This window comes from Dactylosporangium salmoneum, from assembly GCF_039532525.1.
In the GTDB taxonomy this organism is placed as follows: domain Bacteria; phylum Actinomycetota; class Actinomycetes; order Mycobacteriales; family Micromonosporaceae; genus Dactylosporangium; species Dactylosporangium salmoneum.
Genome location: NZ_BAAARV010000053.1, coordinates 129,065 through 155,497, shown reverse-complemented (window position 1 = coordinate 155,497; position 26,433 = coordinate 129,065). Strand labels below are relative to the sequence as shown.

30 protein-coding genes are annotated in these 26,433 nt (G+C 72.7%); 19 read left to right on the top strand and 11 right to left on the bottom strand.

The features are described from left to right. Positions 1–224: 224 nt before the first annotated feature. The 3 genes from ABD352_RS29180 to ABD352_RS29170 form a co-directional block, all read right to left on the bottom strand. On the bottom strand, positions 225–935 hold the full coding sequence (locus tag ABD352_RS29180) for a YcnI family copper-binding membrane protein (protein ID WP_344615712.1): 711 nt from the start codon (positions 933–935) through the stop codon (positions 225–227). Positions 936–1,023: 88 nt separating this feature from the next. Further along, complete coding sequence (locus ABD352_RS29175; RefSeq protein ID WP_344615711.1) at positions 1,024–1,512, bottom strand: vitamin K epoxide reductase family protein; 489 nt, start codon at positions 1,510–1,512, stop codon at positions 1,024–1,026. Beyond that, the gene (locus ABD352_RS29170) at positions 1,499–2,425 is read right to left on the bottom strand and encodes a DUF929 family protein (RefSeq protein ID WP_344615710.1); all 927 of its coding nucleotides are present in this window, start codon (positions 2,423–2,425) and stop codon (positions 1,499–1,501) included. The genes ABD352_RS29175 and ABD352_RS29170 overlap by 14 nt, the downstream gene beginning before the upstream one ends. 213 nt (positions 2,426–2,638) lie before the next feature. Here ABD352_RS29170 and ABD352_RS29165 point away from each other — a divergent pair, with 213 nt between their 5' ends. Together ABD352_RS29165 and ABD352_RS29160 are read left to right on the top strand one after the other, a co-directional pair. Beyond that, entirely contained in the window at positions 2,639–3,463 is an 825-nt protein-coding gene (locus ABD352_RS29165; RefSeq protein WP_344615709.1) for a cyclase family protein, read from the top strand. A gap of 84 nt (positions 3,464–3,547) precedes the next feature. Continuing rightward, complete coding sequence (locus ABD352_RS29160) at positions 3,548–3,772, top strand: CbtB domain-containing protein (protein WP_344615708.1); 225 nt, start codon at positions 3,548–3,550, stop codon at positions 3,770–3,772. A 64-nt stretch (positions 3,773–3,836) separates the two neighbouring features. Here the strand turns inward: ABD352_RS29160 and ABD352_RS29155 are convergent, their stop codons facing one another. Continuing rightward, positions 3,837–4,463: a (2Fe-2S)-binding protein gene (locus ABD352_RS29155; RefSeq protein ID WP_344615707.1), complete on the bottom strand. Its 627-nt coding sequence runs from the start codon at positions 4,461–4,463 to the stop codon at positions 3,837–3,839. Between the two features lie 87 nt (positions 4,464–4,550). On the opposite strand from ABD352_RS29155, the gene ABD352_RS29150 reads away from it, so the two are divergent. The 9 genes from ABD352_RS29150 (at position 4,551) to ABD352_RS29110 (ending at position 10,477) form a co-directional block, all read left to right on the top strand. Further along, a complete protein-coding gene (locus ABD352_RS29150) occupies positions 4,551–5,060 on the top strand; it encodes a sigma-70 family RNA polymerase sigma factor (RefSeq protein WP_344615706.1) in 510 nt (169 codons plus the stop codon). Continuing rightward, complete coding sequence (locus ABD352_RS29145; RefSeq protein ID WP_344615705.1) at positions 5,057–5,728, top strand: zf-HC2 domain-containing protein; 672 nt, start codon at positions 5,057–5,059, stop codon at positions 5,726–5,728. Before ABD352_RS29150 ends, ABD352_RS29145 begins: the two co-directional genes overlap by 4 nt. Before the next feature lie 23 nt (positions 5,729–5,751). Continuing rightward, the gene (locus ABD352_RS29140; RefSeq protein ID WP_344615704.1) at positions 5,752–6,276 is read left to right on the top strand and encodes a M15 family metallopeptidase; all 525 of its coding nucleotides are present in this window, start codon (positions 5,752–5,754) and stop codon (positions 6,274–6,276) included. Next, complete coding sequence (locus ABD352_RS29135; protein ID WP_344615703.1) at positions 6,273–6,692, top strand: hypothetical protein; 420 nt, start codon at positions 6,273–6,275, stop codon at positions 6,690–6,692. The genes ABD352_RS29140 and ABD352_RS29135 overlap by 4 nt, the downstream gene beginning before the upstream one ends. 57 nt (positions 6,693–6,749) lie before the next feature. Then, complete coding sequence (locus tag ABD352_RS29130; protein ID WP_344615702.1) at positions 6,750–8,372, top strand: AAA family ATPase; 1,623 nt, start codon at positions 6,750–6,752, stop codon at positions 8,370–8,372. Between the two features lie 2 nt (positions 8,373–8,374). Beyond that, the gene (locus ABD352_RS29125; protein WP_344615701.1) at positions 8,375–8,824 is read left to right on the top strand and encodes a hypothetical protein; all 450 of its coding nucleotides are present in this window, start codon (positions 8,375–8,377) and stop codon (positions 8,822–8,824) included. A gap of 85 nt (positions 8,825–8,909) precedes the next feature. After that, positions 8,910–9,125 (top strand): DUF2997 domain-containing protein, encoded by a 216-nt coding sequence (locus ABD352_RS29120; RefSeq protein ID WP_344615700.1) that lies wholly within the window; start codon positions 8,910–8,912, stop codon positions 9,123–9,125. Further along, positions 9,115–9,846 carry a ComEA family DNA-binding protein gene (locus ABD352_RS29115; protein WP_344615699.1) on the top strand — a complete coding sequence of 244 codons (732 nt, stop codon included), beginning with the start codon at positions 9,115–9,117 and terminating at the stop codon, positions 9,844–9,846. The genes ABD352_RS29120 and ABD352_RS29115 overlap by 11 nt, the downstream gene beginning before the upstream one ends. Then, positions 9,830–10,477 (top strand): 4Fe-4S single cluster domain-containing protein, encoded by a 648-nt coding sequence (locus ABD352_RS29110; protein ID WP_344615698.1) that lies wholly within the window; start codon positions 9,830–9,832, stop codon positions 10,475–10,477. The genes ABD352_RS29115 and ABD352_RS29110 overlap by 17 nt, the downstream gene beginning before the upstream one ends. 54 nt (positions 10,478–10,531) lie before the next feature. On the opposite strand, the gene ABD352_RS29105 is transcribed toward ABD352_RS29110, so the two are convergent. The 4 genes from ABD352_RS29105 to ABD352_RS29090 are packed head-to-tail and all read right to left on the bottom strand — an operon-like array spanning position 10,532 to position 14,320. After that, entirely contained in the window at positions 10,532–11,137 is a 606-nt protein-coding gene (locus tag ABD352_RS29105) for a LutC/YkgG family protein (RefSeq protein ID WP_344615697.1), read from the bottom strand. After that, positions 11,130–12,554 (bottom strand): LutB/LldF family L-lactate oxidation iron-sulfur protein, encoded by a 1,425-nt coding sequence (locus ABD352_RS29100; RefSeq protein WP_344615696.1) that lies wholly within the window; start codon positions 12,552–12,554, stop codon positions 11,130–11,132. The genes ABD352_RS29105 and ABD352_RS29100 overlap by 8 nt, the downstream gene beginning before the upstream one ends. After that, positions 12,551–13,276, bottom strand: a complete 726-nt coding sequence (locus tag ABD352_RS29095) for a (Fe-S)-binding protein (RefSeq protein ID WP_344615695.1) — start codon at positions 13,274–13,276, stop codon at positions 12,551–12,553. The genes ABD352_RS29100 and ABD352_RS29095 overlap by 4 nt, the downstream gene beginning before the upstream one ends. A 3-nt stretch (positions 13,277–13,279) precedes the next feature. Then, positions 13,280–14,320, bottom strand: coding sequence for a LacI family DNA-binding transcriptional regulator (locus ABD352_RS29090; protein WP_344615694.1), 1,041 nt, complete (start codon positions 14,318–14,320; stop codon positions 13,280–13,282). A 166-nt stretch (positions 14,321–14,486) separates the two neighbouring features. Between ABD352_RS29090 and ABD352_RS29085 the strand changes: the two genes are divergently transcribed. From ABD352_RS29085 to ABD352_RS29050, 8 genes are read left to right on the top strand one after another with little or no spacing between them, the layout of a single operon-like run. Next, positions 14,487–15,980 (top strand): sugar ABC transporter ATP-binding protein, encoded by a 1,494-nt coding sequence (locus tag ABD352_RS29085; RefSeq protein ID WP_344615693.1) that lies wholly within the window; start codon positions 14,487–14,489, stop codon positions 15,978–15,980. Beyond that, positions 15,977–17,005, top strand: a complete 1,029-nt coding sequence (locus ABD352_RS29080) for an ABC transporter permease (RefSeq protein WP_344615692.1) — start codon at positions 15,977–15,979, stop codon at positions 17,003–17,005. The genes ABD352_RS29085 and ABD352_RS29080 overlap by 4 nt, the downstream gene beginning before the upstream one ends. After that, a complete protein-coding gene (locus ABD352_RS29075) occupies positions 17,002–17,976 on the top strand; it encodes an ABC transporter permease (RefSeq protein ID WP_344615691.1) in 975 nt (324 codons plus the stop codon). The genes ABD352_RS29080 and ABD352_RS29075 overlap by 4 nt, the downstream gene beginning before the upstream one ends. Before the next feature lie 57 nt (positions 17,977–18,033). Then, entirely contained in the window at positions 18,034–19,086 is a 1,053-nt protein-coding gene (rhaS, locus tag ABD352_RS29070) for a rhamnose ABC transporter substrate-binding protein (protein WP_344615690.1), read from the top strand. Between the two features lie 20 nt (positions 19,087–19,106). Further along, positions 19,107–19,430, top strand: coding sequence for an L-rhamnose mutarotase (locus ABD352_RS29065; protein ID WP_344615689.1), 324 nt, complete (start codon positions 19,107–19,109; stop codon positions 19,428–19,430). After that, positions 19,427–20,605, top strand: a complete 1,179-nt coding sequence (rhaI, locus tag ABD352_RS29060; RefSeq protein ID WP_344615688.1) for an L-rhamnose isomerase — start codon at positions 19,427–19,429, stop codon at positions 20,603–20,605. Before ABD352_RS29065 ends, rhaI begins: the two co-directional genes overlap by 4 nt. Further along, positions 20,602–22,602, top strand: a complete 2,001-nt coding sequence (locus tag ABD352_RS29055; protein WP_344615687.1) for a bifunctional aldolase/short-chain dehydrogenase — start codon at positions 20,602–20,604, stop codon at positions 22,600–22,602. The genes rhaI and ABD352_RS29055 overlap by 4 nt, the downstream gene beginning before the upstream one ends. Further along, positions 22,599–23,960 carry a rhamnulokinase gene (locus ABD352_RS29050; protein ID WP_344615686.1) on the top strand — a complete coding sequence of 454 codons (1,362 nt, stop codon included), beginning with the start codon at positions 22,599–22,601 and terminating at the stop codon, positions 23,958–23,960. Before ABD352_RS29055 ends, ABD352_RS29050 begins: the two co-directional genes overlap by 4 nt. Before the next feature lie 95 nt (positions 23,961–24,055). Here the strand turns inward: ABD352_RS29050 and ABD352_RS29045 are convergent, their stop codons facing one another. The 3 genes from ABD352_RS29045 to ABD352_RS29035 all read right to left on the bottom strand — a co-directional run bounded on the left by ABD352_RS29045 (position 24,056) and on the right by ABD352_RS29035 (position 26,432). Next, the gene (locus ABD352_RS29045) at positions 24,056–24,625 is read right to left on the bottom strand and encodes an HD domain-containing protein (protein ID WP_344615685.1); all 570 of its coding nucleotides are present in this window, start codon (positions 24,623–24,625) and stop codon (positions 24,056–24,058) included. A 49-nt stretch (positions 24,626–24,674) separates the two neighbouring features. Next, positions 24,675–25,340, bottom strand: a complete 666-nt coding sequence (locus tag ABD352_RS29040) for a 4'-phosphopantetheinyl transferase family protein (protein ID WP_344615684.1) — start codon at positions 25,338–25,340, stop codon at positions 24,675–24,677. A gap of 72 nt (positions 25,341–25,412) precedes the next feature. Beyond that, positions 25,413–26,432 carry a hypothetical protein gene (locus ABD352_RS29035; RefSeq protein WP_344615683.1) on the bottom strand — a complete coding sequence of 340 codons (1,020 nt, stop codon included), beginning with the start codon at positions 26,430–26,432 and terminating at the stop codon, positions 25,413–25,415. Position 26,433 lies beyond the last annotated feature (1 nt).

The following is a 26,433-nucleotide window of genomic DNA, read 5'->3' as shown; positions in this document are numbered from 1 at the left end:
AATGTAGCCAAGTGGCCACAGGAACACAAATCCTAAGGCTCATCAATGCGAGAAGTCCCGGAATGTCGGGCGACATTCCGGGACCTCCCGTGCGAAAAGCTGGGCGATCTCCCGTGCGAAAGAGCTGGGCGACTTCCCGTGCGAAGAAGCTGGGCGATCTCCCGCGCGAAAGAGCTGGGCGACTTCCCGTGCGAAGAAGCTGGGCGATCTCCCGCGCGAAAGAGCTAGGCGGGCGAGGAGCGGCGGTAGGCCAGCACGCCGACGACCAGGCCGGCGAGGCCGAGGACCAGGCCCGCGATGCCGAGGCCGATGGCGGTGCCGTCGCTGCCGGAGTCCGACGCCTGCGTGGTCGCCGTCGGGCCGGCCGAGGTCGTGGCCGAGGCGGCGGTCGTGTCGGCCTTCTTGGTGAGCTTCAGGACCGGGGCCGGGTGCTCGGCCTCGGCGCCCGCCGACGGCTCGTCGATCCAGCGGACGATCTCGCCGCCGGAGTACGTCTGCAGGGCCTTGAACACGATCTGGTCGGTCTGCGGCAGCGGGCCGAGGGAGACGTCGAACTCCTGGAACTGGTGCGGCTTGATGCCCGAGTCTGCGTCGGCCGTCCAGGTGATCTTCGAGACGGCCTCGGTGACCTCCCCGTCGCCGGTCTTGATGGGGGTGGCGAGCTTCGAGGTCTCGGTCACCGCCGTCCAGCCCTGCACCGGCTTGAGCGACACCGACGCGATCGGCTTGTCGGTCGGGATGGCCACCTCCAGCTTCGTGGTGCTGGCGTCGTCGCGCTCGTTCGGCACGCGGAAGGTCACCTTGGTGTAGCCGCCCTGGACGGCCGTGTTCGGGTTGACGGTGACGTGCGCGGAGGCGATGGCGGGGAAGGCGAGCGCCGCGGTGATGGCCGCCGCCGCGGCGACACCGGCGCGGACCACGTGGGTCAGGCGCATGACGAGGAGTTCCTCTCGGGTACCGGGGATGTGTCGCGCGGTTAGTCGCCACACATCCCCACAAAGTTCCCGAATGGCTCCCAGCTGGTTACCGGGCTTCCTTCAGGTCACCGGGGTCGGCCCAGGCGGTGCCGATCGCGACCAGCGCGAAGAGCGCGACCGCGAGCACGTGCACCGCCGTGCACCACAGGCAGATGGCCTTCAGCGTGAACAGTTCGGCGAAGACCAGGTAGAAGACGAAGAGCACGCCGATCGCGGCGAAGATCAGGCGGCCGTACCGCAGGGCCGGCGCCGGCGAGCGCCACAGGGCCGGGAGCGACGCGGCGAGCATGATCACGAAGTACACCAGGCCCAGAATGGCGACCGGGATGCCCAGGAACGACGACTGCGCCGACGTGGTGACCTTCAGGCAGTTCAGCGCGCCGGTCTCCGGGCAGGCGAGGGTGGTAGAGGACGTGAAGTGCTCGATGGTGAGGTACACCGACACGGCCAGGCCGACGACGGCCAGCACCAGCGACGCGAGCGGCACCCAGGGCTGCACCAGGCTGCGGTCGATCTCGACCTCACTGACCTGCATTGGCGAACTCCCCCTGGAAGGCCTTCACGGCGGCGCTGGAACACACGTCGGCCGGCTGCGCGCCGGTCAGCTTGCAGATGAGCGCGGTGAGCGCGTTGGCGTTGCCGTCGATGGCGCCGCCGAGCTGGGTGCTCGGGTCCTTGATGGCGGCGACGATCTGGGCGTGCGAGTGGTTCTCCAGCAGCTCGGGGCTGTAGGAGGAGCCGGCCAGCACGGCCCGGTTGGCGAAGTCCATGAAGGGGATCGATCCGGCCGAGTCCTTGGGGACGTACGGCGGCGCGTTGAACTTCTGCACGATCTGCGCCTGGGCGGCCGTCAGCTGGTCCAGCGGCGTGTACTGGCCGTTCTTGCGCACGTTCGTGGTCGTCTCCACGCCCTGGAAGACGATGTACTGGCTGGTGTACGTCGAGCCGTGGAACGACAGCGTCGGCGTGTTGGGGAACACGTCGTCGGCCGCGGACGTGGTCAGCGCGAGGTTGCTGAAGGTCCCGAACCGCGACAGGGCCACCACCACGGGCCAGCGCTGGGCGGCGCAGAAGGGGCAGTACTCGGCCCCGACGTACAGCAGCAGCGGCTTCCCGCCCTCGGTCAGCGTCTGCTGCCCGGTGACCACCGTCGGCAGCACCTGGGCGGAGCCCTTGCCGACCTGGTCGAGGGTGGCCGCCGGCACCGAGGTGACCCCGGCGGTGATCTCGGCGGCGGCGGCGCCCGTCGGCAGGGCGCTGGGCGCCTGACCGCCCCCGCCGCCCGTCCCGGACCCGAGCCGGACCACGATCATCACGGCGAAGACCAGCAGGACGGCGCCGATGGCGAGGTACGCCGTCCGGAGGCGGCTGTGCCGGGCCGCCGCCCGCTCCTGGATCATCCGCATTCGGCGCGCATATTCGCGCGAGTCGCGCTGCCGTTTGGACACGCGGCCACCTTCCGGAGAAACGTCGGTCTTGTCTTAGTCGCACGCGCCGTGGTCCTGGTTCCCCGGAACTCGGCAAAGATCACCCGCCGAGGTCCGATCGTAGGCCGTCCGGCGCGTCGCGCGGCCGGGTCCAAGGTCCCGAACCGCGGGGTGAGAAAGGCCTAAAGTCGGCGGCAACATCGTCGTGCACGGATGCGAAGGGGCGATAAGAAGATGCAGAGACGACACCTGCTCGCGGCCGCCGGCGGAGCGGTCGCCGGGGCCGCCGGGCTGGCCGGCAGCGCCGCTGCCGCGCCCGCCGGGGCCGACGCGCTGCGGCCCGGCAAGACCCGTCTGATCAGCCTGTCCCACGTCAACGACCCCGCCAAGACGAACATCTACCCCGGGGACCCCGCGTTCACGCTCGAGACCATCGCCACGATCGAGAACGAGGGGTACTACCTGCAGTACGTCCGAGAGGGCGAGGCGACCGGCACGCACTGGGGCGCGCCGGGGCACTTCAACGCCGGCGAGCCGCTCGCCGACGAGCTCGACCCGAACGATCTCTTCCTGCCCGCGGTGAAGATCGACGTGCGGGACAAGTGCGCGCGGAACGCCGACTACGCGCTCACCGTCGACGACGTGAAGCAGTGGGAGCGCCGCCACGGCCGCATCCCCAACGAGTCCATGATCATCATGTGGACCGGCTGGGAGTACAAGTGGGGCACCCCGGCCTTCCCCAACCTCGACGCCGACGGCGTGCTGCACCAGCCCGGCTTCGCGCCGCAGACGGTCCAGTGGTTCATCGACACCGGCCGGATCGGCCACAACGGCGGCACCGGCATCGACACGTTCGGCCCGGACCTGGGCACGGACCCGGAGTTCCTCGCCTCGCTGCTGGTGTACCAGCGGCACCGGGTCAGCCTGGAGATCCTGGCCGGGCTGGCCCAGTTCCCGGCCACCGGCGCCTCGGTGCTGTGCGGCGGCTTCATCAACCACAAGGGCTCGGGATCGACGGCCCTGATTTACGGCGTGATCCCTCCGGGTGCGCATGCGTGACTGAGGTCGGGCCGGTGTCGTGCGCCTTTGCGCGGTGCCGGCCCGATTGACGTAAGGAGTGGGCGGCTCCTACTGTCATAACGTATGAGCACCATTTCCGGCGCCGAGACGCCGCAGACGGCCGCCACCCCGCTGGTCCTGCCGATCTCGCGATCGCTGTTCTGGCTCGGCGGCACGGCGCTGCTCGCCCTGCTCGTGTACTACTTCATCGGCGTCGACCAGGGTGCCGTCTCGATCTTCGGCAGCGACACCCACGTGCACGAGTTCGTCCACGACGGCCGGCACTTCCTCGGCTTCCCCTGCCACTGACGCGGGGACGTAAGACCACCCGGCGACAGGTCGTGGCCCCGGCGCGCCACGACCTGTCGAACGCTCATGGGCGCCGCAGCACGCAGTCGCCGCAGGTGCCGCCGCCCGGGATGCGGTAGTACAGGCAGCAGTTGCGCCGGCGCAGCGAGCGGCGCCCGACGAGCGCCATCCCCGCCAGCGGCGGCCGTTGCAGCAGGCCCGCCACCGCCGCCCAGGCGCCCTCCGGCAGCTGCCCCGCCGCCCCGCCGAGCGCCGACGCCGCGTTGCCCCACAGCACCTGCGGCGAGAGCCGGAACCGCGCCCGGAAGACCTCCAGCAGCGGCGCCACCAGCCCCAGCACGGCCACGTCGAAGAGGTCCGCCGCCGGGCGGGTGCCGACCGGGCCCACCGCCATCGGCAGCGGGCCGCCGGCGACCGGCCGCCACCACAGGTCGCCGGGGCCCACGGCGCGGATCGGCCCGTCGAGCGACTCCGCCAGCAGCGGCGACAGCAGGCGGGAGGCGTAGCCGAGGAACAGCACCGAGGCGACGACCCGCTCCGGCACCGCGGCCTCGTCCAGGCCGAACATGGCCATCAGGCCCTGCCGGGACACGGCCACCCGCTGCGCCACGACGTCGGGCTCCAACAGTTCCGTGAAGGGGCGCCAGTCCTGGGCCGGGGCGTATTCGTCCCAGACGAAGTACGGGTTCACCCGCCGTACTGTAGTGACCCGGGATGGTTGAACCCTGAACAGTTTCATGGTGTAGACCGTCCGGGAGGCCGTCGAGAGGGGCAGTGCGTGACGCGCGACGAGGAGCTCATGACCGCGCTGTACACCGAGCACTACGGTGTGCTGCTCGCGTTCGTCTCGCGGTACGAGCGCGACCGCCACCGCGCCGAGGACCTCGTGCAGGACACCCTCCTGCGGGCCTGGCGGCACATCGAGCGCATCGACGTCACCCGGGACACCACCCGGGCCTACCTGCTCACCATCGCGCGCAACGTGGTCAGCAACGCGTGGCGGGCCGAGCAGCGCCGGCCCCAGCTGGTCTCCGACCCCGACGCGGTGGCCGCCGTCGCCGATCCCGACAACGTCGACCAGCTGGTCGAGGGCTGGCTCATCCGGGCGGCGCTGGACCGGCTGTCGGTCGAGCACCGCGAGGTCATCAAGTCCGTGTACTACGACGGGCGGACCGTCGCCGACACCGCCCGCCGATTGTCGGTACCGGAGGGTACCGTCAAGTCGCGCGCGTACTACGCGGTCCGCGCGCTGCGTGCGGTGTTCGAGGAGATGGGAGTCTTACGGTGACCGCCGGGCACGACGCGGTGCGCCGGCTGCTCGGGGGCTACGTCCTGGGCGGCCTCGACGACGCCGACCAGGACACGGTCGACGCCCACCTCAGCGGCTGCGCCGAGTGTCGCGCCGAGGTCGGGCGGCTGGCCGCGGTGCCGGACCTGCTGCAGCGCCTCCCGGCGGGGGAGAGCACGACCCTGGAGCCGCCGTCGCGGGCCGGCCTGGACGCGTTCCTGCGCCGGGCGCGCCCCCGCCGCCTGCCGGTCGTCGCCCTCGCCGCCGCCTGCGCCGTGCTGGCGATCGTGGCCGGCGTCCTGGCGCTGCGCCCGAGGCCGGAGGCGCCGCCCGTGGCGCAAGCGACGGCGTCGGCCACCGGCCCGGCCCCGACGGTGGTCCAGTTCGAGGCCGCCTCCGGGAGCGAGCTGAGCGGCCGGGCCCTGCTGACGCCGAAGCAGTGGGGCGTCTCCGTGTCGCTGGAGCTGGCGGGGCTGCCCGGCGACGGGCCGTTCGTGATGCGGGTGCTGGACCGCGGGGGCCAGGCCGAGCAGGCCGCCTGCTGGGGTCACACCTCCACCGCCCAGGCCCGGGTGACCGGGGCGAGCTCGATCCAGCTGGTCAACGTGGACTCGATCCAGGTCGCCGACTACGAGGGCCGCCTGCTCGGATCCGCCCATATCGCATAAATCCGAACGTTATGGTGTGCGATGTGGACCCGTTTGGTGTTGCCGGCATCGCCACCCGAGTAACCGAGATCCGCGGCCAGCTCGCGGCGTTCCAAGCCCCCAAGGCGGCCTCCGGGACGACGTTCGCGGAGACGTTGCGCACCGCGCAGGCCGATGACATCACGCGGTACGGCAACGGCAAGATCCCGGAGGGTGCGCTCCAGCGGGTCGGCAACATGAACCACCGCCTGCAGGCGCCGGCCGCCACGTCGCTGGAGGCCCTGATGACCGCCGCCCGCCGCGACGGCGTGACCATCGGCATCACCGACTCCTACCGCTCCTACGCCGAGCAGGCCGACCTGGTCCGGCGCAAGGGCCTCTACTCCCAGGGCGGCCTCGCGGCCAAGCCCGGCACCAGCGACCACGGCTGGGGCCTGGCCGTCGACCTCGACCTCGACGCGAAGGCCCAGGCCTGGATGCGGGCCAACGCCGGCCGCTACGGCTTCGAGGAGACGACCCCGCGCGAGCCGTGGCACTGGGCCTTCCGCCCTTCGACAATGAACGCGTGACCGCCCTCTTCACGACCGTCCATCTCGCGCTGGCCGCCGCGTGGGCCGGTGCCATGGGCTACAGCCTGCTGGTGGTGCAGCCCAAGGCGGAGCGCTTCTTCGCCGGCCGGGACGACGAGTACGAGGACTTCCTGCTCACGATGGCCCACGGCAACCGGTGGAAGGTGGTGCCGCTCATCGCGGGGCTGCTCGTCACCGCCGCGCTCGCCCGGATCTGGTTCGTGCTGCCGGTGTACGCCGTGGCCGCGCTCGTCTTCGCGAACGTGAGCTGGCGGCACTGGCCGGCCCGGGTGTTCGCGCTGCCGGCCGAGCGCCCCGCCTTCCGCCGGAGCCTGCGGGCCCAGGCCTGGACGATGACCGCGCTCGCCGGTGGCGCCTTTCTGACAGCCCTGGCGGCAACCAGCGGACTCATCTGATCACCCCGCCCCGGTTAGCCTCTGGGCGAGCGTCGATCGGGGTAAGGAGAGCACAGCGTGGTGACCGGTTTCCGCCATGACCTGGCGCAGCTGCTGAAGGCCAGGTTCCCGGTTCTCTACGTGGAGTCCTACGAGGAGCACCGGGTGCTGTCCGAGCTGGCCGCGGTGGCCGCCGACGCGGCGCTGGTGCGCACCCCGCGGCCGGTCTGGACCTGGTCGGCGACCAGCGGGCTGGTGCAGCCGGACGGGGCGGTCCAGCAGTACACCTCCGAGCCCGACAACGCCCTGGAGGCCGTGCTGCGCATCCAGCAGCCGGGCCTGTTCGTCTTCCGGGACCTGCACAACTCGCTCGGCGGGGACGTGCCGGTGCTGCCCAGCGTGGTGCGCCGGCTACGGGACATCGCCGCCGCCTTCAAGGCCGGCGCGGCGCCCCGCACGCTCGTCATCGTGGCCCCGGTACTGCGGATCCCGCCCGACGCCGAGAAGGACGTCACGATCGTCGACTTCCCGCTGCCGACCGAGGCCGAGATCCGCGGCGTGCTCGAGGGCATGATCGCGAACAACGCCGCCAGCGGCCGGATCCGCATCGACCTCGACCTGGTCGGCCGGGAGAAGTTCGCCAAGGCCGCGGCGGGGCTGACCCTGGCCGAGGCCGAGAACGCCTTCGCCCGGGCCATGGTCAACGACGGCGTGCTCGACCTGCAGGACCTCGGCGTCGTGCACCAGGAGAAGCGGCAGGCGGTGCGCAAGGCCGGGGTGCTCGAGTACGTCGAGGCCGACGTCCGGCTGGACCAGGTCGGCGGCCTGGAGAACCTCAAGCGCTGGCTGGCCAAGCGGGACAACTCCTGGCTGGCCGCGGCGGCCGAGTGGGGCCTGCCGGCGCCGAAGGGCGTGCTCATCACCGGCGTGCCCGGCTGCGGCAAGTCGCTGACCGCCAAGGCCGTCGCCGCCGCCTGGGGCCTGCCCCTGCTGCGCCTGGACATCGGCCGGGTCTTCTCCGGCCTGATCGGCTCCAGCGAGCAGAACATGCGCGCCGCGCTGCGCACCGCCGAGGCGAGCGCCCCCTGCGTGCTGTGGGTGGACGAGATCGAGAAGGGCTTCGCCGCCTCGGGGAGCAACGACGGCGGCACCACCAACCGCGTCTTCGGCACGTTCCTGACCTGGATGCAGGAGAAGACCGGCGCGGTGTTCGTCATCGCCACCGCCAACGACATCGAGCGCCTCCCGCCCGAGCTGCTGCGCAAGGGCCGCTTCGACGAGATCTTCTTCGTCGACCTGCCCAGCCGGGCCGAGCGGTCCTCGATCTGGTCGGTGCACCTGCGGCGGCGCCTGGCCCGGCCCGCGGTGCAGGGCCACCTGCAGGTCGACCAGGCCCTCCTGCAGGACCTGTGCACCCTGTCCGCGGGCTACTCCGGCGCCGAGATCGAGCAGGTCGTCGTGGCCGCGCTCTTCGACGCCTTCTCCGAGCGGCGCCCTCTGCGCCGGGAGGACCTGCAGCGGGCGGCGGCCGCGACGGTACCGCTGAGCGTGACCCAGGCCGAGAAGCTCGACGCGATCCGCGAGTGGGCCCGCACCCGCGCGGTGGCCGCCACCGCGCCCGAGGACTGGGACCCCAGCGGGGAGCCGCCGACCGCACCGATGCCGGTGCTCGGTGCCCAAGGCCGGACGATCGAGGTCTGACGATGAGCGTTTCCCTGATCCTGATACCGCTGGCCATCGCCGCCGCGGCCGCCCACGCGGGCCTGAGCAAGGACAAGGACAAGGACACGACGGTGTGCCAGGTGCAGACCCGGATGCGCGACGCCGGCCTGCTCGCCGCCGCCCTGCGCGAGTCCCGCGCCGTCGTGGCGAGCGAGGACGGCGCCCTGGTCGCGGACTGGGCGGGCGTGCGGGCCCGCTTCGCCCGCGACGAGCAGCAGATCTGGACCGCCCACTTCACCGGGGACGTCGACGAGGCACGGGCGGTGGACATCGTGCGCGCCGTCGACGCCGCCTACGGCCGCCAGGTCCAGCAGGCGGTGCTGGCCCGGCTGACCGAGCGGGCGCCGGCCGCCGGGCTGCGGCTGGAGTCCCGCTCGGTCACCCCCGACCGGGCGGTCCGGCTGGTCTTCGCGGTGGAGCGAGCGTCGTGAGCGGTCCGGAGCGCAGCGGAGGGGCCGCGAACCATAAGTGCAGTGTCACGTCACGCCGGCACCGGAGCGCAGCGGAGGGGTCGGCGTGAGCGGCTCCGCGAAGCGGCTCGTGGTGACCGTTGCCGCCGACGGCACGGTGTCGGCCGTGACCGAGGGCATCCACGGGCCCAAGTGCCTCAACTACATCGCCGTCCTCGAGGACCTCCTCGAGGCGCAGACGGTCCACAGTGAGTACACCTCCGACTACCACCGCGTCTCCGGAACCGTCGCGAACCGACAGGAGCAGCACGATGGCCGCTAACCCGACCGGCCTCGGCTGGCGCCTGCGCAACAGCTGGTGGGTCCTGCTGGTCGTGCTCGGCCTGGGCTGCCTGGGCGGCTCGGGCTACCTGTACATCGGCATCACCGCCCGCAAGCCGGCCTGGTGGGGCCTGGGCGTCGTGTACCTGGTCCTGCCGTGGGCGGGGCTGGTGGCCATCAACCGCCTCGGCCAGGACTCCTCGGTCAGCACCGCGATCGCCGTGGGGTACTTCGTCCTGTGGTTCGAGAGCATCGTCCACGCCCTGTTCCTCAACGGCTCCTGGCTGCGCTGGCGCGCGGCCAACCGTCCCTGGTTCGAGCAGCAGGCGGGCTTCGCCCCGCCGCCGGGCCTGGCCCCGCCGCCGGTTCTGGCCCCGCCGCCGGTTCTGGCCCCGCCGCCGGTTCTGGCCGCGCCGCCGGTTCCGGGGCCTGCGCCGGTCCCGGCGGCCGCGCCGGTTCCGGGGTTTCCGCCGGTCGTGTCCACGCTGGACGTCAACGCCGCGACCGTGGCGCAGCTCGTCGAGGTGGTCCGCCTGGACCCGGCGTGCGCGGAGCGGCTCGTCGCCGACCGCGAGGCCCGGGGCGGCTTCCAGACCGTGGAGGAGTTCGGCGCCGCCCTGGCCCCGCACGAGTTCGCCCGGGTCCGCGGGCAGCTGACGTGCACGCCGCGGCCCCGCGTCCAGCAGAACCCCCAGGGACCCGGCCGTGTCCTCGACTTCTGACGGCCTCCTGCACATCGGGCGGTTCGTCGACCGGACGGTGGCCGAGGGGCCGGGGGAGCGGACCGCGATCTGGGTCCAGGGCTGCACGATCCGCTGCGCCGGCTGCTTCAACCCGCACCTGTGGACCTTCCGCGGCGGCACGCCCACGCCGACCGGGGAGGTCATCGAGCGGGTCCTCGCGGCCGGGACGCAGGGGCTGACCCTGCTCGGCGGCGAGCCCTTCGACCACGCCGCCCCGCTGGCCGAGGTGGCCCGGGCCGTGGGCGCCGCCGGCGTGTCGGTGATGACGTTCTCCGGCTACACCACGGCGCAGCTCAACGGGCAGGTGCACGCCGGCCGGCCCGGCGTCGCGGCGCTGCTGGAGGCCACCGACCTGCTCATCGCCGGGCCCTTCGTGGCGGCGCTGGTCGACCGCGACCGCCCGTGGGCCGGCTCCACCAACCAGGAGTTCGTCCAGCGCGGCGACCGGATTCCCATGGCCGCGGTGGCCGCGACCCCGGACCGCCTGGAGATCACCGTCGCGGCGGACGGCGTGCTCTCGGTCAACGGCTGGGCCGACGACGAGACCCTGGACGCGCTGCTGCACGACCTGGGCCGCCGCCGCGCCGCCACCTCCGCTTCGCTCCGGTAGCGGCGCGAGGACCTGAGCCGATTCGGCGCGGCCGCAGCGATGCGGAGGGGCCGCTCACGCCACCAGGAACACGACCAGGGTGCGGGGACCGTGCACGCCCTCGACCCGGTCGAGCTCGATGTCGCTCGTCGCCGACGGCCCGCTGACCAGCGTCAGGGGCCGGCCCGGGTCGAGCCGGGCCAGCAGGTCCGGCACCGACTGGACGACCTGGTCGGCGCGCACCACGCAGTAGTGCCGGTCCGGCACCAGCGTGATGGCCCGCCGGCCCTGGCCGGGCGACGCGTCCAGGGCGATCGTGCCGGTCTCGGCCACCGCCGCGGCGCAGCCGGTGACCACCCCGGCGAAGGCGTCGAGGGCGGCCGCGTCGAGCGTGCCGTCGTCGACGACCGCGCCCGGCACGTCGAACGGCAGCCCCGGCGGCACGATCAGGGGCCCGGCCCCGTCGACCGCCGCGGCGAGGTCCGCGGCCAGCGCGCCGGCGGTGGTGTGCACGACGGTCGCCTTGTAGTCCTCCAGGCGGTCGGCGAGCAGCCGCAGGTCGCCGGCGCGGGCGGGATCGGCCCGGCGGTAGCCGCGCGGCACCTCGGGGACCGCGGGGGAGGAGCCCAGCGCGGAGCGGATCCGGGCGAGGACCTCCGATCGGGCGTCGGTGTCAGCCATTGCGGGTGCGCCACCATTCGCGGAAGGTCTGGGCCGGGGGCTCGGGCAGGTCGCGGCTCGCCGTCCAGCCCCTGGCGAGCGGCGAGGCGAGGGGCAGGAGCCGGCGGAGCCGCTCGGCGTTGCGGAACGGGCCGGGACGGGACATCACCCAGGAGGCGGCGGCCATCGAGATCGCCTCGGCCGACGGGCCGCGGCGCTCCTCGACGTGCCTCGCCCGCAGGTGGACCAGCATCGACGGAATGTCGATGCGCACCGGGCAGGCGTCGAAGCAGGCGCCGCAGAGGCTGGAGGCGTACGGCAGCGAGGCGTTGTCCTCGACCCCGGTCAGCTGCGGGCTCAGCACGGCGCCGATCGGGCCGGGGTAGACCGAGCCGTAGGCGTGGCCGCCGGTCCGCTCGTACACCGGGCACACGTTCAGGCAGGCGCTGCACCGGATGCAGTGCAGCGCGGAGCGGCCGGCCTCGTCGGCGAGCACCGCGGTCCGCCCGTTGTCCAGCAGCACGAGGTGGAACTCCTGCGGCCCGTCGCCGGGCGTGACGCCGGTCCACAGCGACGTGTACGGGTTCATCCGCTCGCCGGTGGAGGAGCGCGGCAGCAGCTGCAGGAACACCTCCAGGTCGGTCCACGTGGGCACGACCTTCTCGATGCCCATGACGGTGATCAGCGTCCGCGGCAGGGTCAGGCACATGCGCCCGTTGCCCTCGGACTCGACCACGGCCAGCGTGCCGGTCTCGGCCACGGCGAAGTTGGCCCCGGAGACGGCCACCTTCGCCGCGAGGAACTTGCGCCGCAGGTGCTCGCGGGCGGCCATGGCCAGCCGGCGGGGGTCGTCGGTGAGGTCCGGCGGCGCATCCTCCATCTCGCGCAGGAAGATGTCGCGGATCTCGGTGCGGTTGCGATGGATGGCCGGCACGAGGATGTGCGAGGGCTTGTCGTGGCCGAGCTGGACGATCAGCTCGGCGAGGTCGGTCTCCCAGGCGGCGATGCCCTCGGCCGCCAGCGCCTCGTTGAGCCCGATCTCCTGGGTCGCCATCGACTTGACCTTGACGACCTCGTCGGCGCCGGCCGCCCGGACCAGGCCGGTCACGATCCGGTTGGCCTCGTTGGCGTCGCGGGCCCAGTGCACCGTGCCGCCGGCCGCGGTGACCCGCTCCTCGAGCTGGGCGAGCAGCTCCGGCAGGCGGGCCATGGTCGCGGCCTTGAGCGCCTCGCCGGCCAGGCGCAGCTCCTCCCAGTCGGGGACCTCGGCGACGACCGCGGCCCGCTTGGCCCGGATGGTGCGGGTGGCGTGGCCGAGGTTGCGCCGCAGCTGCTCGTCGGCCAGCGCCGCGCGGGCCGCCTTGGGGAAGCTCTCGTCGCCGCGCAGGTGCCCGACGCCGCGCGGCGCGACCGTGGGCATCCCGAGGAAGGTGCTCATCGGGCCGCCAGGATCTGCGCCAGGTGTACCGGTTTGGCGTCCACCGACAGCCGGGAGAGCCCGCCGCCGATGTGCATCAGGCACGACGAGTCGCCGGCCGTCACGACCGACGCGTCGGTGGACAGCACGCTGCGCAGCTTGTCGGCGAGCATCGCGGCCGAGGTGTCGGCGTTCTTCAGGGCGAAAGTGCCCCCGAAGCCGCAGCACTGCTCGGCGTCGGGCAGCTCGACCAGGTCGATGCCCCGCACCGCGCGCAGCAGCCGCAGGGGCCGGTCGCCGACGCGCAGCAGGCGCAGCGAGTGGCAGGTCGGGTGGTAGGTCACCCGGTGCGGGTAGTGCGCCCCGACGTCGGTCACGCCGAGCACGTCGACCAGGAACTCCGACAGCTCGTAGGTGCGCCCGGCGACCTCGGCGGCGCGGGCCGCGAGCTGGCGCCTGCCGGCCCGTTCGGCGACCATCGCGTGCTGGTGGCGCACCGAGCCGACGCACGAGCCCGACGGGGCCACGATCGCGTCATAGGGCTCGAAGGTGCGCATGTGGTGCTCGACGAGGCCGAGGGCCTGCCGTTGGTACCCCGTGTTGACGTGCATCTGCCCGCAACAGGTCTGTGCCTCGGGGAACACGACCTCGTGTCCCAGCCGCTCCAGCAGCGTCACGGTCGCCTTGCCGACGTCGGGGAACATCGCGTCGGCCAGGCACGTGACGAACAGTGCCACGCGCATCGGTCATTGCCCTTTCCGTCCCGCGGCCCGCCGGCCGCGCGGGCGGCCGCTGGACTCGCGAACGATCAGCTCGGGTTGGAAGACTACGTGCCGGTGCTCGTGCCGGCCGTCGTCCTCGATCTCCTCGAGCAGCAGGGCTGCCGCCGTACGGCCGAGCTGTTCGCGGGGTTGCCGAACGGAGGATAACGGCACGGCGGCCGCCGCGGCGAACTCGATGTCGTCGTATCCCACGATCGCCACGTCCTGCGGCACCCGAATCCCCCGCTGGGTCATCTCCTGCAGCACCCCGAGGGCGAGCAGGTCGTTGGCGCAGAACACGGCGGTCGGCCGGGCGTCGGGCGGCGTCGATGCGATCTCCATGGCGGCGGTGCGCCCCGACGCGACGGTGAGGTTCGGCGTCGGTACCACGGCCAGCTCCGCCTTCCCCGCCACCGCCTCGGCGATCCCGGCGTGGCGGTCGTGGACCTGGGCGATGGAGACGGGCCCGCCGACGAACGCGATGTGCCGGTGCCCCTGCGCCACGAGGTGCTCCCCGGCGAGCCGGCCGCCGAGCACGTCGTCGACGGCGACCGAGCAGCGGCTGTGCCGGCCCGTGCCGCGGTCGACCAGCACCACCGGCGTGCCGCGCTGGATGAGCTGCTCCAGCCGGGAGCCGGGCGACTCGTCGACCGGCGTGATGAGCACGCCGCGGACCCGCTGCTCTTCCAGCAGCTCGAGGTGGCGCTGCTCGCGGCCGGCGTCCTCGCCGCTGTTGCAGACCACGACCATCACCCCGTGGTCCTCGGCGGCCGCCTCGGCGCCGCGGACCACGTCGGTGAAGAACGGGTTGGTCACGTCCAGCACCACCAGGGCGATCTGCCGGCTCTGCCCGGCCCGCAGCTGCCGGGCCGAGTCGTTGCGGACGTAGCCGAGCTCGGCGATCGCGTCGAGCACGCGTTGCCGGGTGCTCGTGGCGACGAGCTCCGGGCGGTTGAGGACGTTGCTGACGGTGCCGATGGAGACGCCGGCCCGGCGAGCGACCTCCTTGATGCCGGTGGTGGACATCGATCTCCTGAAACGTGTCAAGCCCAAAGGCGCGGCGGGGCGCCGCAACCGGTGTATCAAAACGGTAACGCCATCGAAACCCTTGACGTCGTCTCGGGATTGCTTCTACCGTCACTTTAACCACGCGATGAAACGTTTCACAAGCCGATCACGAGGAGGGGCTCGGGTGCTCGTTCTGGAGGGCGTCAGCAAGTCCTTCGGCGCCGTCGCCGCGCTGCGCGACGTGCGGCTGGAGCTGCGCGCCGGCGAGGCCCACGCGCTCGTCGGCGAGAACGGCGCCGGCAAGTCCACCTTGGTGAAGATCCTGGCCGGGGCGCACGCGCCGGACGCCGGCACGCTCACCATGGACGGACAGCCCCTGGTGCTGCACAACCCGGCCGACGCCCGGGCCGCCGGCATCGCGGTCATCTACCAGGAGCCCACGCTGTTCCCCGACCTGAGCGTGGCCGAGAACATCTTCATGGGCCGCCAGCCCCTGCGAGGCGGAACGTTCGACAGGCGTATCAATACTGGAGAGATGCGCCGCCGCGCCGCGGAGCTGTTCGCCCGTCTCGGCGTGCAGCTGGACCCCGACCGCCCGGCCCGCGGCCTGTCCATCGCCGACCAGCAGCTGGTCGAGATCGCCAAGGCGCTGTCCTTCGACGCCAGGGTGCTCGTCATGGACGAGCCGACCGCGGCGCTGTCCGGGGTCGAGGTCGAGCGGCTCTTCGCCGTGGCCCGGTCGCTGCGCGACGCCGGGGCCGCGGTCCTGTTCATCTCGCACCGCTTCGACGAGGTGTTCGCGCTGTGCCAGCGCATCACCGTCATGCGCGACGGCCGGTGGGTCTGCACCGATCCGGCCGGCGACCTCACCGTCGCCGACGTGGTCCGCCGCATGGTCGGCCGCGAGGTAGGCACGCTGTTTCCGAAGGAGACCGCCGCCATCGGCGAGCCGCGGCTGGTGGTGCGCGGCCTGACCCGGGCCGGCTACTTCCACGACGTGAGCTTCTCCGTCCACAGCGGAGAGATCGTGGCCCTGGCCGGCCTCGTGGGCGCCGGGCGCTCGGAGGTGATCCGGGCCGTCTTCGGCGTCGACCGCTACGACGGCGGCGAGGTGCTCGTCGACGGCAGGCCCCTCACGCGGGGCAACGCCGCCGCGGCGATCGGCGCGGGGCTGGCCCTGGTCCCCGAGGACCGCCGGCAGCAGGGCCTGGTCATGGAGCTGTCGGTGGAGCGCAACGCCACCCTGCCGCGGCGGTGGGCCCTGGCCGGCCTCGGGTTCCTCTTCGGCGGCGCCGAGCGGCGCTCCGCCCGCGAGTGGACCCAGCGGCTGCAGGTGAAGGCGGCCCGCCTGAGCGACCCGGTGGCCACGCTGTCCGGCGGTAACCAGCAGAAGGTGGTGCTGGCCAAGTGGCTGGCCACCGAGCCGCGGGTGCTCATCGTGGACGAGCCGACCCGGGGCATCGACGTGGGCACCAAGGCCGAGGTGCATCGAATCCTCAGTACCCTCGCGAACGACGGCGTGGCCGTGCTGATGGTCTCCAGCGAGCTGCCCGAGGTGCTCGGCATGGCCGACCGGGTCCTCGTCATGCACGAAGGGCGGCTCGCCGCCGACATCCCCCGCGACCGCGCCGACGAGGAGTCCGTGATGCTGGCTGCGACCGGGCAGGGCGCCCGATGACCGCGCTCGACACCCCCGCCCCGCCGCGCACGGCCCCGGCCACGCGCTTCACCCATCGCGTGTTCCTGGTCCGCGAGCTCGGGATCGTGGCCGCCCTGGTGCTGCTCATCGGGGCCACCGCGATCACCAACCCGCGGTTCCTGTCCCAGCAGAGCGTCAAGGACCTGCTGCTGGGCGCGACGATCCTGGCCATCCTGGCCACCGGGCAGGCGATCGTGGTCATCACGCGCAACGTCGACCTGTCGGTCGGCTCGGTGCTCGGCCTGTCGGCGTTCGCGACCGGCACGCTCTTCCTGGACCACCCCGGCATCCCGATCCCGGTGGTGCTGGTGGCGGGCGCGGCGCTCGGGGCGGTGGGCGGCGCGGTCAACGGCGCCCTCATCGCCGCCGCCCGGGTGCCGGCGCTCGTCGTCACGCTCGGCACGCTGTACGTCTTCCGCGGCATCGACTACCAGTGGGCCACCGGCAAGCAGATCAACGCCGCCGACATCCCGGCGCCGTTTCTGCACATGGGGACGTCGACGCTGCTCGGTGTGCCGCTGCTGACGCTCTTCGCCCTGGTCGTCGTGGTCTGCGCCGGCTTCTACCTGCGCTCCTACCGAAGCGGCCGGGAGCTCTACGCGATCGGCTCCGACCCGGCCGCCGCCCGGCTGTCCGGCATCGCCGTCGGCCGCCGGGTGTTCTTCGCCTTCGTCGTCTGCGGTGCCCTGGCCGGGCTGGCCGGCGTGCTCTACGTGGCCCGCTTCGGCACCCTGGACGCCAACGCCGGCCTGGGCCAGGAGCTCAACGTCGTGGCCGCGGTCGTCGTCGGCGGGGTGGCCATCTTCGGCGGCAGCGGCTCGGTCTACGGCGCGGCGCTCGGGGCCATGCTGCTCTCCACCATCGGCAGCGCCCTTCCGGTGTTGCACGTCAGCCCGTTCTGGCAGCGCGCCGCCGTCGGCGCGTTGATCCTGGCGGCGATCGGCCTGGACCGTGCGCTGTCGGTGCGCGTCACGAAGAGCCTGCAGCGAGGGGTACACCAGTGAACATCCTGCGTCGCCTGGGCTCCTGGGACGTCGTCGTCCTGCTCGCCCTGGTCCTGGTCGTCGTCATCGGCGCGGCCACCATCGACGGCGTGGCCAGCCCGCGGTTCTGGCGCTTCGTGACGCTCGAGGTCATCCCGATCGCCATCGTGGCGCTGCCGCTGACCCTGGTCGTCATCACCGGCGAGATCGACCTGTCGGTGGCCAGCGTGATGGGCCTGACCTGCGCCGTCATGGGCGACCTGTGGGCGCACGGGGTGAGCTCGCTGCCGCTGCTCGTCGCGCTGTGCCTGGTGCTCGGGGCGGTGCTGGGCGCGGTCAACGGCCTGTTCGTGACCGTCTTCGGCCTGCCGTCGCTCGCCGTCACGATCGGGACCCTGGCGCTGTACCGCGGCCTGGCGTACGTCGTGCTGGGGGACAAGGCGGTCTCGGACTACCCGATCGCCTGGACCAGCGACGCGATCAGCCCCATCCCGGGCCTCACCATCCCGTGGTTCGTCATCGTCGTGGCCGTCCTCGCCGCCGGCTTCGCGGTCGTGCTGCACGCCACCCCGATCGGGCGCGGCCTCTACGCCATGGGCAACAACGCCGAGGCGGCCCGCTTCGCCGGGGTGGCCGTGGCCCGCACCAAGTTCTGGCTGTTCGTCGCGACCGGGACGATGTCGGCGCTGGCCGGCGTCTTCTGGACCTTCCGCTACGCCAGCGCGCGGGCCGACAACGCCAACGGCCTGGAGCTGGCGGTCGTCGCCGCCGTGCTGCTCGGCGGCGTGTCCATCTTCGGCGGCCGCGGCAGCCTGCTCGGCGTGCTCGGCGCGGTGGTGCTGCTGAGCACCCTGCGCAACGCGCTGCAGCTGGCCTCCGTGCCGCAGAACACCCTCACCATCGTCACCGGCTCGCTGCTCATCGCCTCGGTCGTCGGACCGAACGTCGTCACCATGGCGCGGGAACGTCTGCGCCGCCGCCGACCGGCATAAGGCCCAACCGAACACCCCCCTTTCCGTCAGGCACCCCACTGAAAGGATTCAACCCCCATGAGAGCCAAGGTCCTCGCGGCCGCGGTCGCCGCCGCGCTCGCGTTCAGCATGGCGGCCTGCGCCGACGACTCCGGCACCACGTCCTCCGACGCCAGCGCCGGCACGGGTGGCGGCGGCTCGATCAAGAGCGGCCTCAAGGTCGCCTTCCTGCCCAAGCAGGTCAACAACCCCTACTTCGACACCTCCGACAACAAGGGCGGCAAGGTCGCCGTCGAGGAGTTCAAGGGGACGTACAGCGAGACGGGCCCCTCCGAGGCGAGCCCCTCGGCCCAGGTGAGCTACATCAACACCCTCTCCCAGCAGGGCGCCAACGTCATCGCCGTGTCCGCCAACGACAAGGACGCCATCTGCGGCGCGCTCAACGAGGCCCGCCAGGCCGGCGCCAAGGTCGTCACCTACGACTCCGACACCAAGCCCGAGTGCCGCGACCTGTTCATCAACCAGGCCACCTCCGAGGGCATCGCCAAGGTCCAGGTCAAGCTCATCTCCGACGCGATCGGCCCCGACGGCGGCGAGATCGCGATCCTCTCGGCCACGGCCAACGCCACGAACCAGAACGCCTGGATCGAGATGATGAAGACCGAGCTGGCCAAGCCGGAGTACAGCAAGCTCAAGCTCGTCGACACCGTCTACGGCGACGACGACGACCAGAAGTCGTTCCAGGAGGCGCAGGGCCTGCTGGCCAAGCACCCCAACCTCAAGGGCATCATCTCGCCGACCACGGTGGGCGTCGCCGCCGCCGGGCGCTACCTGAGCGGGTCGACGTACAAGGGCAAGGTCCAGCTGACCGGCCTGGGCACGCCGAACCAGATGAAGGCGTACGTCAAGGACGGCACCGTCAAGGCCTTCGCGCTGTGGAACCCGGCCGACCTGGGCTACCTGGCCGCCTACGCCGGCGCCGCCCTGGCCTCGGGCGTCATCAAGGGCAAGGAGGGCGAGAAGTTCACCGCCGGCAAGCTCGGCGAGTTCACGGTCGGCAAGGACGGCACGGTCCTGCTCGGCGACCCCTTCACCTTCAACGCCTCCAACGTCGACCAGTTCAACTTCTGATCCGAGGGGTGTGGGTAGGCGTGCGCCGGTACTGCTTCACGTTGCAGGTCAAGCCCGAGCGGCTGGAGGAGTACCGGCGCCGCCACGAACACGTCTGGCCGGACATGCTGCGCGCCCTGCGCGACGCCGGCTGGCGCGACTACCGGCTCTTCCTGCGCGACGACGGCCTGCTCGTCGGCACCCTCCTCGCCGAGGACCTCGCCGCCGCGCAGGCCGCCATGGACGCCACCGAGGTGTCCGCGCGCTGGGAGGCGCAGATGGCGGAGTTCTTCATCAACGGGCGGCATCTGGTCGTCCTCGACGAGGTGTTCAACCTGGAGCACCAGCTGGGAGAATGGCAATGACTGAGCTCGCCCCGGAGACGCGGGCGCGTGTCGCGGCGCGGCTGCGCGACCAGCGGATCGAGACGGCGTCCTGGGCGTACGGCAACTCGGGCACCCGGTTCAAGGTGTTCCCGCAGGAGGGCGTGCCCCGGGATCCGTACGAGAAGCTCGCCGACGCCGCCGAGGTCCACCGCCACACCGGCGTCGCACCCACGGTGGCCCTGCACATCCCGTGGGACCTCGTCGAGGACTACGCCGACCTGGCCCGGCACGCCACCGGGCTCGGCGTGCGGGTCGGCACCATCAACGCCAACGTGTTCCAGGACAACGACTACAAGCTCGGCAGCGTCACCAACCCCGACCCCGGCGTGCGGCGCAAGGCGATCGCGCACCTGCTGGAGTGCGTCGAGGTCATGGACCGCACCGGCTCCCGCGACCTCAAGCTGTGGTTCTCCGACGGCACCAACTACCCGGGCCAGGACGACGTGCGCACCCGGCAGGACCGGCTGGCCGCCGCGCTGGCCGAGACCTACGACCGGCTCGGTCCGGACCAGCGGATGCTGCTGGAGTACAAGCTCTTCGAGCCCGCCTTCTACATGACCGACGTGCCGGACTGGGGGACCGCCTATGCGCACTGCGTCGCACTCGGCGAGCGGGCCCAGGTCGTCATCGACACCGGCCACCACGCGCCCGGCACCAACATCGAGTTCATCGTGGCGGTACTGCTGCGCGCCGGCAAGCTCGGCGGCTTCGACTTCAACTCCCGGTTCTACGCCGACGACGACCTGATGGTCGGCGCGGCGGACCCGTTCCAGCTCTTCCGCATCATGCACGAGATCGTCCTCGCGGATGCACTGTCGACGCGCGGCATTGCGTTCATGTTGGACCAGTGCCACAACATCGAGCCCAAGATCCAGGCGGTGATCCGGTCCGTGCTCAACGTGCAGGAGGCGACGGCCAAGGCGCTGCTCGTCGACCACGCCGCGCTCCGGGCGGCGCAGGAGTCCGGCGACGTGCTCGGCGCCAACGAGGCGCTGATGGACGCCTACAACACCGACGTGCGGCCGCTGCTGCGCTCGGTGCGCGAGGACATGGGCCTCGACCCCGACCCGATCGGGGCCTACAAGCGCTCCGGCTACCTGGAGAAGGTCCGGGCCGAGCGGGTCGGCGGCACCCAGGCGGGGTGGGGGGCGTGACCCCGGGGGAGCTGATCGCCCGGTCCAACCGGCTCGGTTCCGATCCGCGCAACACCAACTACGCCGGCGGCAACACCTCGGCCAAGGGGACCGAGACCGACCCGGTCACCGGCGGCCCGGTCGAGCTGCTGTGGGTCAAGGGGTCCGGCGGGGACCTCGGCACGCTCACGCCGGCCGGCCTGGCGGTGCTGCGGCTCGATCGGCTGCGTTCCCTGGCCGAGGTGTACCCCGGGGTCGACCGCGAGGACGAGATGGTCGCCGCGTTCGACTACTGCCTGCACGGTCGCGGGGGCGCCGCGCCCTCGATCGACACGGCCATGCACGGGCTGGTCGAGGCGGCCCACGTCGACCACCTGCACCCCGACGCCGGGATCGCCCTGGCCACGGCGGCGGACGGGCCGGCGCTGACCAAGGAGTGCTTCGGCGACCGGGTGGTGTGGGTGCCGTGGCGGCGGCCCGGATTCCAGCTCGGCCTGGACATCGCCGCGGTGCAGCGCGAGAACCCCCAGGCCATCGGCGTGATCCTGGGCGGCCACGGCATCACGGCCTGGGGTGCGACGTCCGAGGCGTGCGAGGCGAACTCGCTGGAGATCATCGGTACCGCTGCCGCGTTTCTGGCTTCTCGGGGCCGGTCGTCGCCGTTCGGCGCCACCGTGCACGAGCCCCTGGCCGATCGATCGGCGCGCGCGGCGGCCCTGTTCCCCCTGCTGCGCGGGCTGGCCTCGACCGACCGGCCGCAAGTCGGACATTTCCGGGATGACGATGTCGTACTCGGATTTGCCGGATCAGCGGAGATGCCCCGGCTCGCCGCGCTCGGCACGTCGTGCCCGGACCACTTCCTGCGGACCAAGGTGCGGCCGCTCGTGCTCGATCCCGGCGGCGGCACCGAGGAGCGCATCCGGGAGCTGCACGCGGCGTACCGGGCCGACTACGCGGCCTACTACGAGCGGCACGCCGGCCCGGACTCGCCGCCGATGCGCGGGGCCGACCCGGCGATCGTGCTCGTGCCCGGCGTCGGCATGTTCTCCTTCGGCGCCAACAAGCAGACCGCCCGGGTGGCCGGGGAGTTCTACGTCAACGCCATCAACGTGATGCGCGGCGCCGAGTCGGTGTCCACCTATGCGCCGATCGACGAGGCGGAGAAGTTCCGCATCGAGTACTGGGCGCTGGAGGAGGCCAAGCTCCAGCGCCTGCCCAAGCCGAAGCCGCTGGCGACCCGGGTCGCGCTGGTCACCGGCGGCGGCTCCGGCATCGGGCGGGCGATCGCGCTGCGGCTGGCCGCCGAGGGCGCCTGCGTCGTCGTCGCCGACCGCGACGCCACCTCGGCCGCGGCCGTGGCGGCCGAGATCGGCGGGGCGGACGCCGCCGTGCCGGTCACCGTCGACGTCACCGACGAGGCCGCGGTGCGCGCCGCCGTCGACGCGGCCGTGCTCGCGTTCGGCGGCGTGGACCTGGTGGTCAACAACGCCGGGCTGTCGATCTCCAAGCCGCTGCTGGAGACGACCGCGGCCGACTGGGACCTGCAGCACGACGTCATGGCCCGCGGGTCGTTCCTGGTGGCCCGGGAGGCGGCCCGGGCGATGATCCGGCAGGACATGGGCGGCGACATCGTGTACGTCGCCAGCAAGAACGCCGTCTTCGCCGGCCCGAACAACGTGGCCTACGGCGCGACCAAGGCCGACCAGGCCCACCAGGTGCGGCTGCTCGCGGCGGAGCTCGGCGCGCACGGCATCCGGGTCAACGGCGTCAACCCCGACGGCGTGGTCCGCGGCTCCGGCATCTTCGCCTCGGGCTGGGGCGCGCAGCGGGCCGCCGTCTACGGCGTGCCCGAGTCGGAGCTGGGCGCCTTCTACGCGCAGCGGACCCTGCTCAAGCGCGAGGTCCTGCCCGAGCACGTGGCCAACGCGGTGTTCGCGCTGTGCGCGGGAGACCTGTCGCACACGACCGGCCTGCACATCCCGGTGGACGCCGGCGTCGCGGCGGCGTTCCTGCGATGAGGATCGCGGCCGTCGACCTGGGGGCCTCCAGCGGCCGGGTCATCGTTGCCGACGTGTCCCGCGACGCGCTGACGTTCTCGGAGGCCGCCCGCTTCGCCAATGACCCGGTGCGCGTCAACGGCACCCTGCATTGGGACATCCTGGCCTTGTACCGCGGGATGCTGGCCGGTCTCGCGGCCGCCGGCCCGGTGGACTCCCTCGGCATCGACTCGTGGGCCGTGGACTACGGCCTGCTCGACGCCGACGGCGCGCTGCTCGGCAACCCCGTCCACTACCGCGACGCGCGGACGGACGGGGTCGGCGCCCGGTTCGACGGATATTCCGTGTTCTCGGCGTCCGGGATCGCGCCGCAGCCCTTCAACACGGTGTTCCAGCTGGTGGCGGCCCAGGGCAGCGCGCAGCTCGCGTCCGCCCGGTCACTGTTGCTGATACCTGATTTGTTGTCGTACTTCCTCACCGGAGTGGCGGGGACCGAGGTGACCAACGCCTCAACGACCGGTCTGCTGTCGGCCGGCGGCGGCTCCTGGTCCTCGTCGATGCTCTCGCTGGCCGGCGTCGCCCCTTCGCTGTTCCCGCCCCTGCGGTCGCCGGGCGACGCCGCGGGGGTCGTACTGCCCTCGGCCGGCGTCGCCGCGGGGACTCCCGTGACGGTCGTGGCCTCGCACGACACCGCCTCGGCCGTGGCCGGGGTCCCCGGTGCCGGAAACTTCGCCTACATCTCGTGCGGCACCTGGTCGCTGGTGGGCGTCGAGCTCCCCTCGCCCGTGGTCTCGCCGGACGCCTTCGCCGCCGGGTTCACCAACGAGATCGGCGTCGACGGGACGGTGCGGTTCCTGCGCAACGTCATGGGGCTCTGGCTGCTGCAGGAGTGCATGCGGGAGTGGGACCTGCCGTTGTCCGCGCTGCTCGCCGGTGCGGCCTCGGCCCCGGCGGGGCGCAGCGTGATCGACGCGACGGATCCCGTGTTCCTGCCGCCGGGGGACATGGCGGGACGGATCGCCTCCGCCTGCGCCGCGGCCGGGCAGCCGGTGCCCGCCACGCCCGTCGAGACGACCCGCTGCATCCTCGACTCGCTGGCGCTGGCCTACCGGCGGGCGATCGACGACGCCGAACGGCTGGCCGGGGTGCGCGTCGACGTGGTGCACATGGTCGGGGGAGGGGTGCAGAACTCGCTGTTGTGCCAGCTCACCGCGGACGCCTGCGGGCGGCCGGTGCTCGCCGGGCCGGTCGAGGCGGGCGCGCTCGGCAACGTGCTCATCCAGGCGCGGGCGCTCGGCGTGGCCGGGCCGGACCTCGCGGCGCTCCGGGAGCTGGTACGGCTTACGCAGCCGATCGTGCGGTACGAGCCGCGCGTCTGACCGGATTTGTCGTACCCGTGGGGTACGGTGAGCTCATGGTTAGAACGGATGTTCTAGATCATGGTTCTGTCCCGGGTCGCTCATGCCCGGGTCGCTCATGGGGGGAAGCGGGCCTGGAAGGCGAGGCGTTCGTCGGCACCGTCGGCGATGCGGGTGAGCTCGTCGTCCAGGCGCATGTAGGCGGCCCAGACGGGCTCGCCGGTGGCGGCGGCGACGACCTCCGCGACCTTCTGCTCGAGGCCGGGCTCGCGCCGGCCCTTCCAGACCTTGTCGGCCAGCGTGACGAGCAGCTCATCGAGCGTGGCCCTGTCCCGGTCCCACCGCCCGTGCAGCGCGGCGAAGCGGGCGAGCCGCTCGTCGACGCCGAGCCGGACCAGCAGCTGCTCCCCGGCCGGCTCGTGCTGTGCGCCGGGCCCGGTGAGCTCGCCGGGGAAGCGCACCTTGCCGATGTCGTGCGTGGCGGCCCCGAAGAGGACCGCCTCCCGGTCGACGCCGGCGTTCGAGAACACGGGGCCGTCGACGATCTGTACGGCGACGTCGTGCACGGCCCGCAGATGGGCACCGAGCCGCGGCGGCGCGCCCACATCCCGCAGTAGCGCCGCGACGACGTCGGGCAGCGGCCGTAGGCCCGGCTCGGTGAAGGCCCGCTCGAGCGCCTCGTTCATGCGCGCAGCTCGCTGTCGGTTATGTTGCCCGCGCTGCGGACGGCCTTGCTCATGCGCGCAGCTCGCTGTCGGTTACGTAGCCCGCGCTGCGGACCAGGTCGGGGGCTACGTGGAAGCGGCCCCGGAAGACGGCCGGCGTTCCCGGGGGCGACTCGGCCAGCTTGCCGGGCAGGATGCGGGCCTCCCACTCCCGGGCCGCGACGTCGATGGTGAGCCGGGCGTGCAGAAAGTCCAGCCAGGTGCCGACGATCGGGGACCAGAGCTTGTAGATGACCTCCTTGGCCGAGAAGTGCACCGCCGGCCACCAGTCCTCGCCCGGCCGCTCGGCGCACCAGGCGAGCTCCTCGGGCAGGCAGATCGAGCCCCGCACGTTGCCGGGCAGGATGGTGCGGCGCTCGGCGTCGATGCCCACGGCCCGCACGTCGGAGCGCAGCGCGACGGCGGCGGCACAGTACCCGGCGGTGTGGGTGATGCTGCCGGTCGTACCCTCGGGCCAGACCGGCGCCCGCCCGGGGCTGGTCGGCACCGCAAGGCCGTGCACGCCGAGCCGCCCGAGCGCCCTTCGCGCACAGACCCGGCCCGCGGTGAACTCCCGGCGGCGGCTCGCCACGGCCCGCTCGCTCAGGCCGGCCGCCTCCTCGGGCAGCAGGCGCCCGGCGTAGTCCTCCTCCGCCGCAACCTCAACCGCCACCCACTCCGGCAACAGGTCATCCACGCCCGCGACTGTATCCGCCGCAGCGCCGCGCTCCCACCCGTCGCGGGCGCCCGGCCGCCGCCCCTCGGGCCGTCAGTCGGGGTCCGGGCGGCGGGTCTGGGGGAGGAACAGGCCGCCCAGGACGGCGCCGGCCAGCAGCGTCAGGACCACCACGCCGCTCCAGAGCTCCAGGGACCAGGCGACGCCCAGCGACAGCTCGACGCCGAGGAGGTGGGTGGGCCAGATGGTCAGCGGGATCAGCGCGCCGACGGCCACCGGCAGCACCTCGGGGCGGCGGGCGCCCACCCACCGCAGGGCCAGGTCGGCCACGATCGCGCCGGCCAGCGGCCAGAGCTGGGCGGCGAGGTTCTCGAAGTCGTCGAAGACCCCGTTGGGGATCGAGGCGGCGGCGACCACCAGCGTGACCAGGCCGAGCGGCAGCCGGCCCAGGCGGGTCCACACGAACAGGACGACGGCGACGACGAGGACCGAGTAGACGAGGTACTCCGCCAGGCCGAGCACCTGGCTGTTGCCGTACCCGGTGAGGGAGGCCGGGGCGTCGGTGAACGGCGACACGTAGTCGAGGAAGAACGCGGCCACGGCGGTCGACGTGGTGGCGGCGATGAGCACCGGGAGCGGGCGCGGGGCGGAACCGCGCTTGGCCGCCGCGGCTCGGATCGGGGTGGTGATCATGAGCTGACCGGCGGTGAGCAGCAGGAGGTGCGGCGGGCTGAGCAGCGCCTCCAGGTCGGCCTCGATGCCGAAGAGGATGTGCCAGGTCATGTCGATCGCGCCGCCGGCGGCGAAGAGGATCGCGCCCAGCAGGCCCAGGCCGTAGCCGGCCGGCACCCAGGCGCGAACCGGCCCCTCGGGGCGGCCGCGCCAGACCCGGGCCGGGACGAGCGCGACGGCCAGGGCCGCGTAGCCGCTGTACAGCACCCCGTGCCACGGCGTGAAGAACGTCTCCAGCGCGGGCACGTGCGAGTGCGCCCAGCCGTCCATGAAGAGGCCGCCGGCGAGCCAGACCGTGGCCAGCGCGACGAGCAGGTCCCGGCGGTTGGAGGAGACCGGCCGGCGGACGTCGGCCGGGCGCTGCGCAACGGTGGTCGCCATC

Excerpts from the sequence above, each read along its gene's own strand:
- ABD352_RS29105 (WP_344615697.1), bottom strand. The coding sequence starts at position 11,137 with ATGGCTGACACCGACGCCCGATCGGAGGTCCTCGCCCGGATCCGCTCC.
- rhaI (WP_344615688.1), top strand. The coding sequence starts at position 19,427 with ATGACTGAGCTCGCCCCGGAGACGCGGGCGCGTGTCGCGGCGCGGCTG.
- ABD352_RS29080 (WP_344615692.1), top strand. The coding sequence starts at position 15,977 with ATGACCGCGCTCGACACCCCCGCCCCGCCGCGCACGGCCCCGGCCACG.
- ABD352_RS29050 (WP_344615686.1), top strand. The coding sequence starts at position 22,599 with ATGAGGATCGCGGCCGTCGACCTGGGGGCCTCCAGCGGCCGGGTCATC.
- ABD352_RS29125 (WP_344615701.1), top strand. The coding sequence starts at position 8,375 with ATGAGCGTTTCCCTGATCCTGATACCGCTGGCCATCGCCGCCGCGGCC.
- ABD352_RS29045 (WP_344615685.1), bottom strand. The coding sequence starts at position 24,625 with ATGAACGAGGCGCTCGAGCGGGCCTTCACCGAGCCGGGCCTACGGCCG.
- ABD352_RS29175 (WP_344615711.1), bottom strand. The coding sequence starts at position 1,512 with ATGCAGGTCAGTGAGGTCGAGATCGACCGCAGCCTGGTGCAGCCCTGG.
- ABD352_RS29100 (WP_344615696.1), bottom strand. The coding sequence starts at position 12,554 with ATGAGCACCTTCCTCGGGATGCCCACGGTCGCGCCGCGCGGCGTCGGG.
- ABD352_RS29115 (WP_344615699.1), top strand. The coding sequence starts at position 9,115 with ATGGCCGCTAACCCGACCGGCCTCGGCTGGCGCCTGCGCAACAGCTGG.
- rhaS (WP_344615690.1), top strand. The coding sequence starts at position 18,034 with ATGAGAGCCAAGGTCCTCGCGGCCGCGGTCGCCGCCGCGCTCGCGTTC.
- ABD352_RS29180 (WP_344615712.1), bottom strand. The coding sequence starts at position 935 with ATGCGCCTGACCCACGTGGTCCGCGCCGGTGTCGCCGCGGCGGCGGCC.
- ABD352_RS29035 (WP_344615683.1), bottom strand. The coding sequence starts at position 26,432 with ATGGCGACCACCGTTGCGCAGCGCCCGGCCGACGTCCGCCGGCCGGTC.
- ABD352_RS29165 (WP_344615709.1), top strand. The coding sequence starts at position 2,639 with ATGCAGAGACGACACCTGCTCGCGGCCGCCGGCGGAGCGGTCGCCGGG.
- ABD352_RS29090 (WP_344615694.1), bottom strand. The coding sequence starts at position 14,320 with ATGTCCACCACCGGCATCAAGGAGGTCGCTCGCCGGGCCGGCGTCTCC.
- ABD352_RS29095 (WP_344615695.1), bottom strand. The coding sequence starts at position 13,276 with ATGCGCGTGGCACTGTTCGTCACGTGCCTGGCCGACGCGATGTTCCCC.
- ABD352_RS29160 (WP_344615708.1), top strand. The coding sequence starts at position 3,548 with ATGAGCACCATTTCCGGCGCCGAGACGCCGCAGACGGCCGCCACCCCG.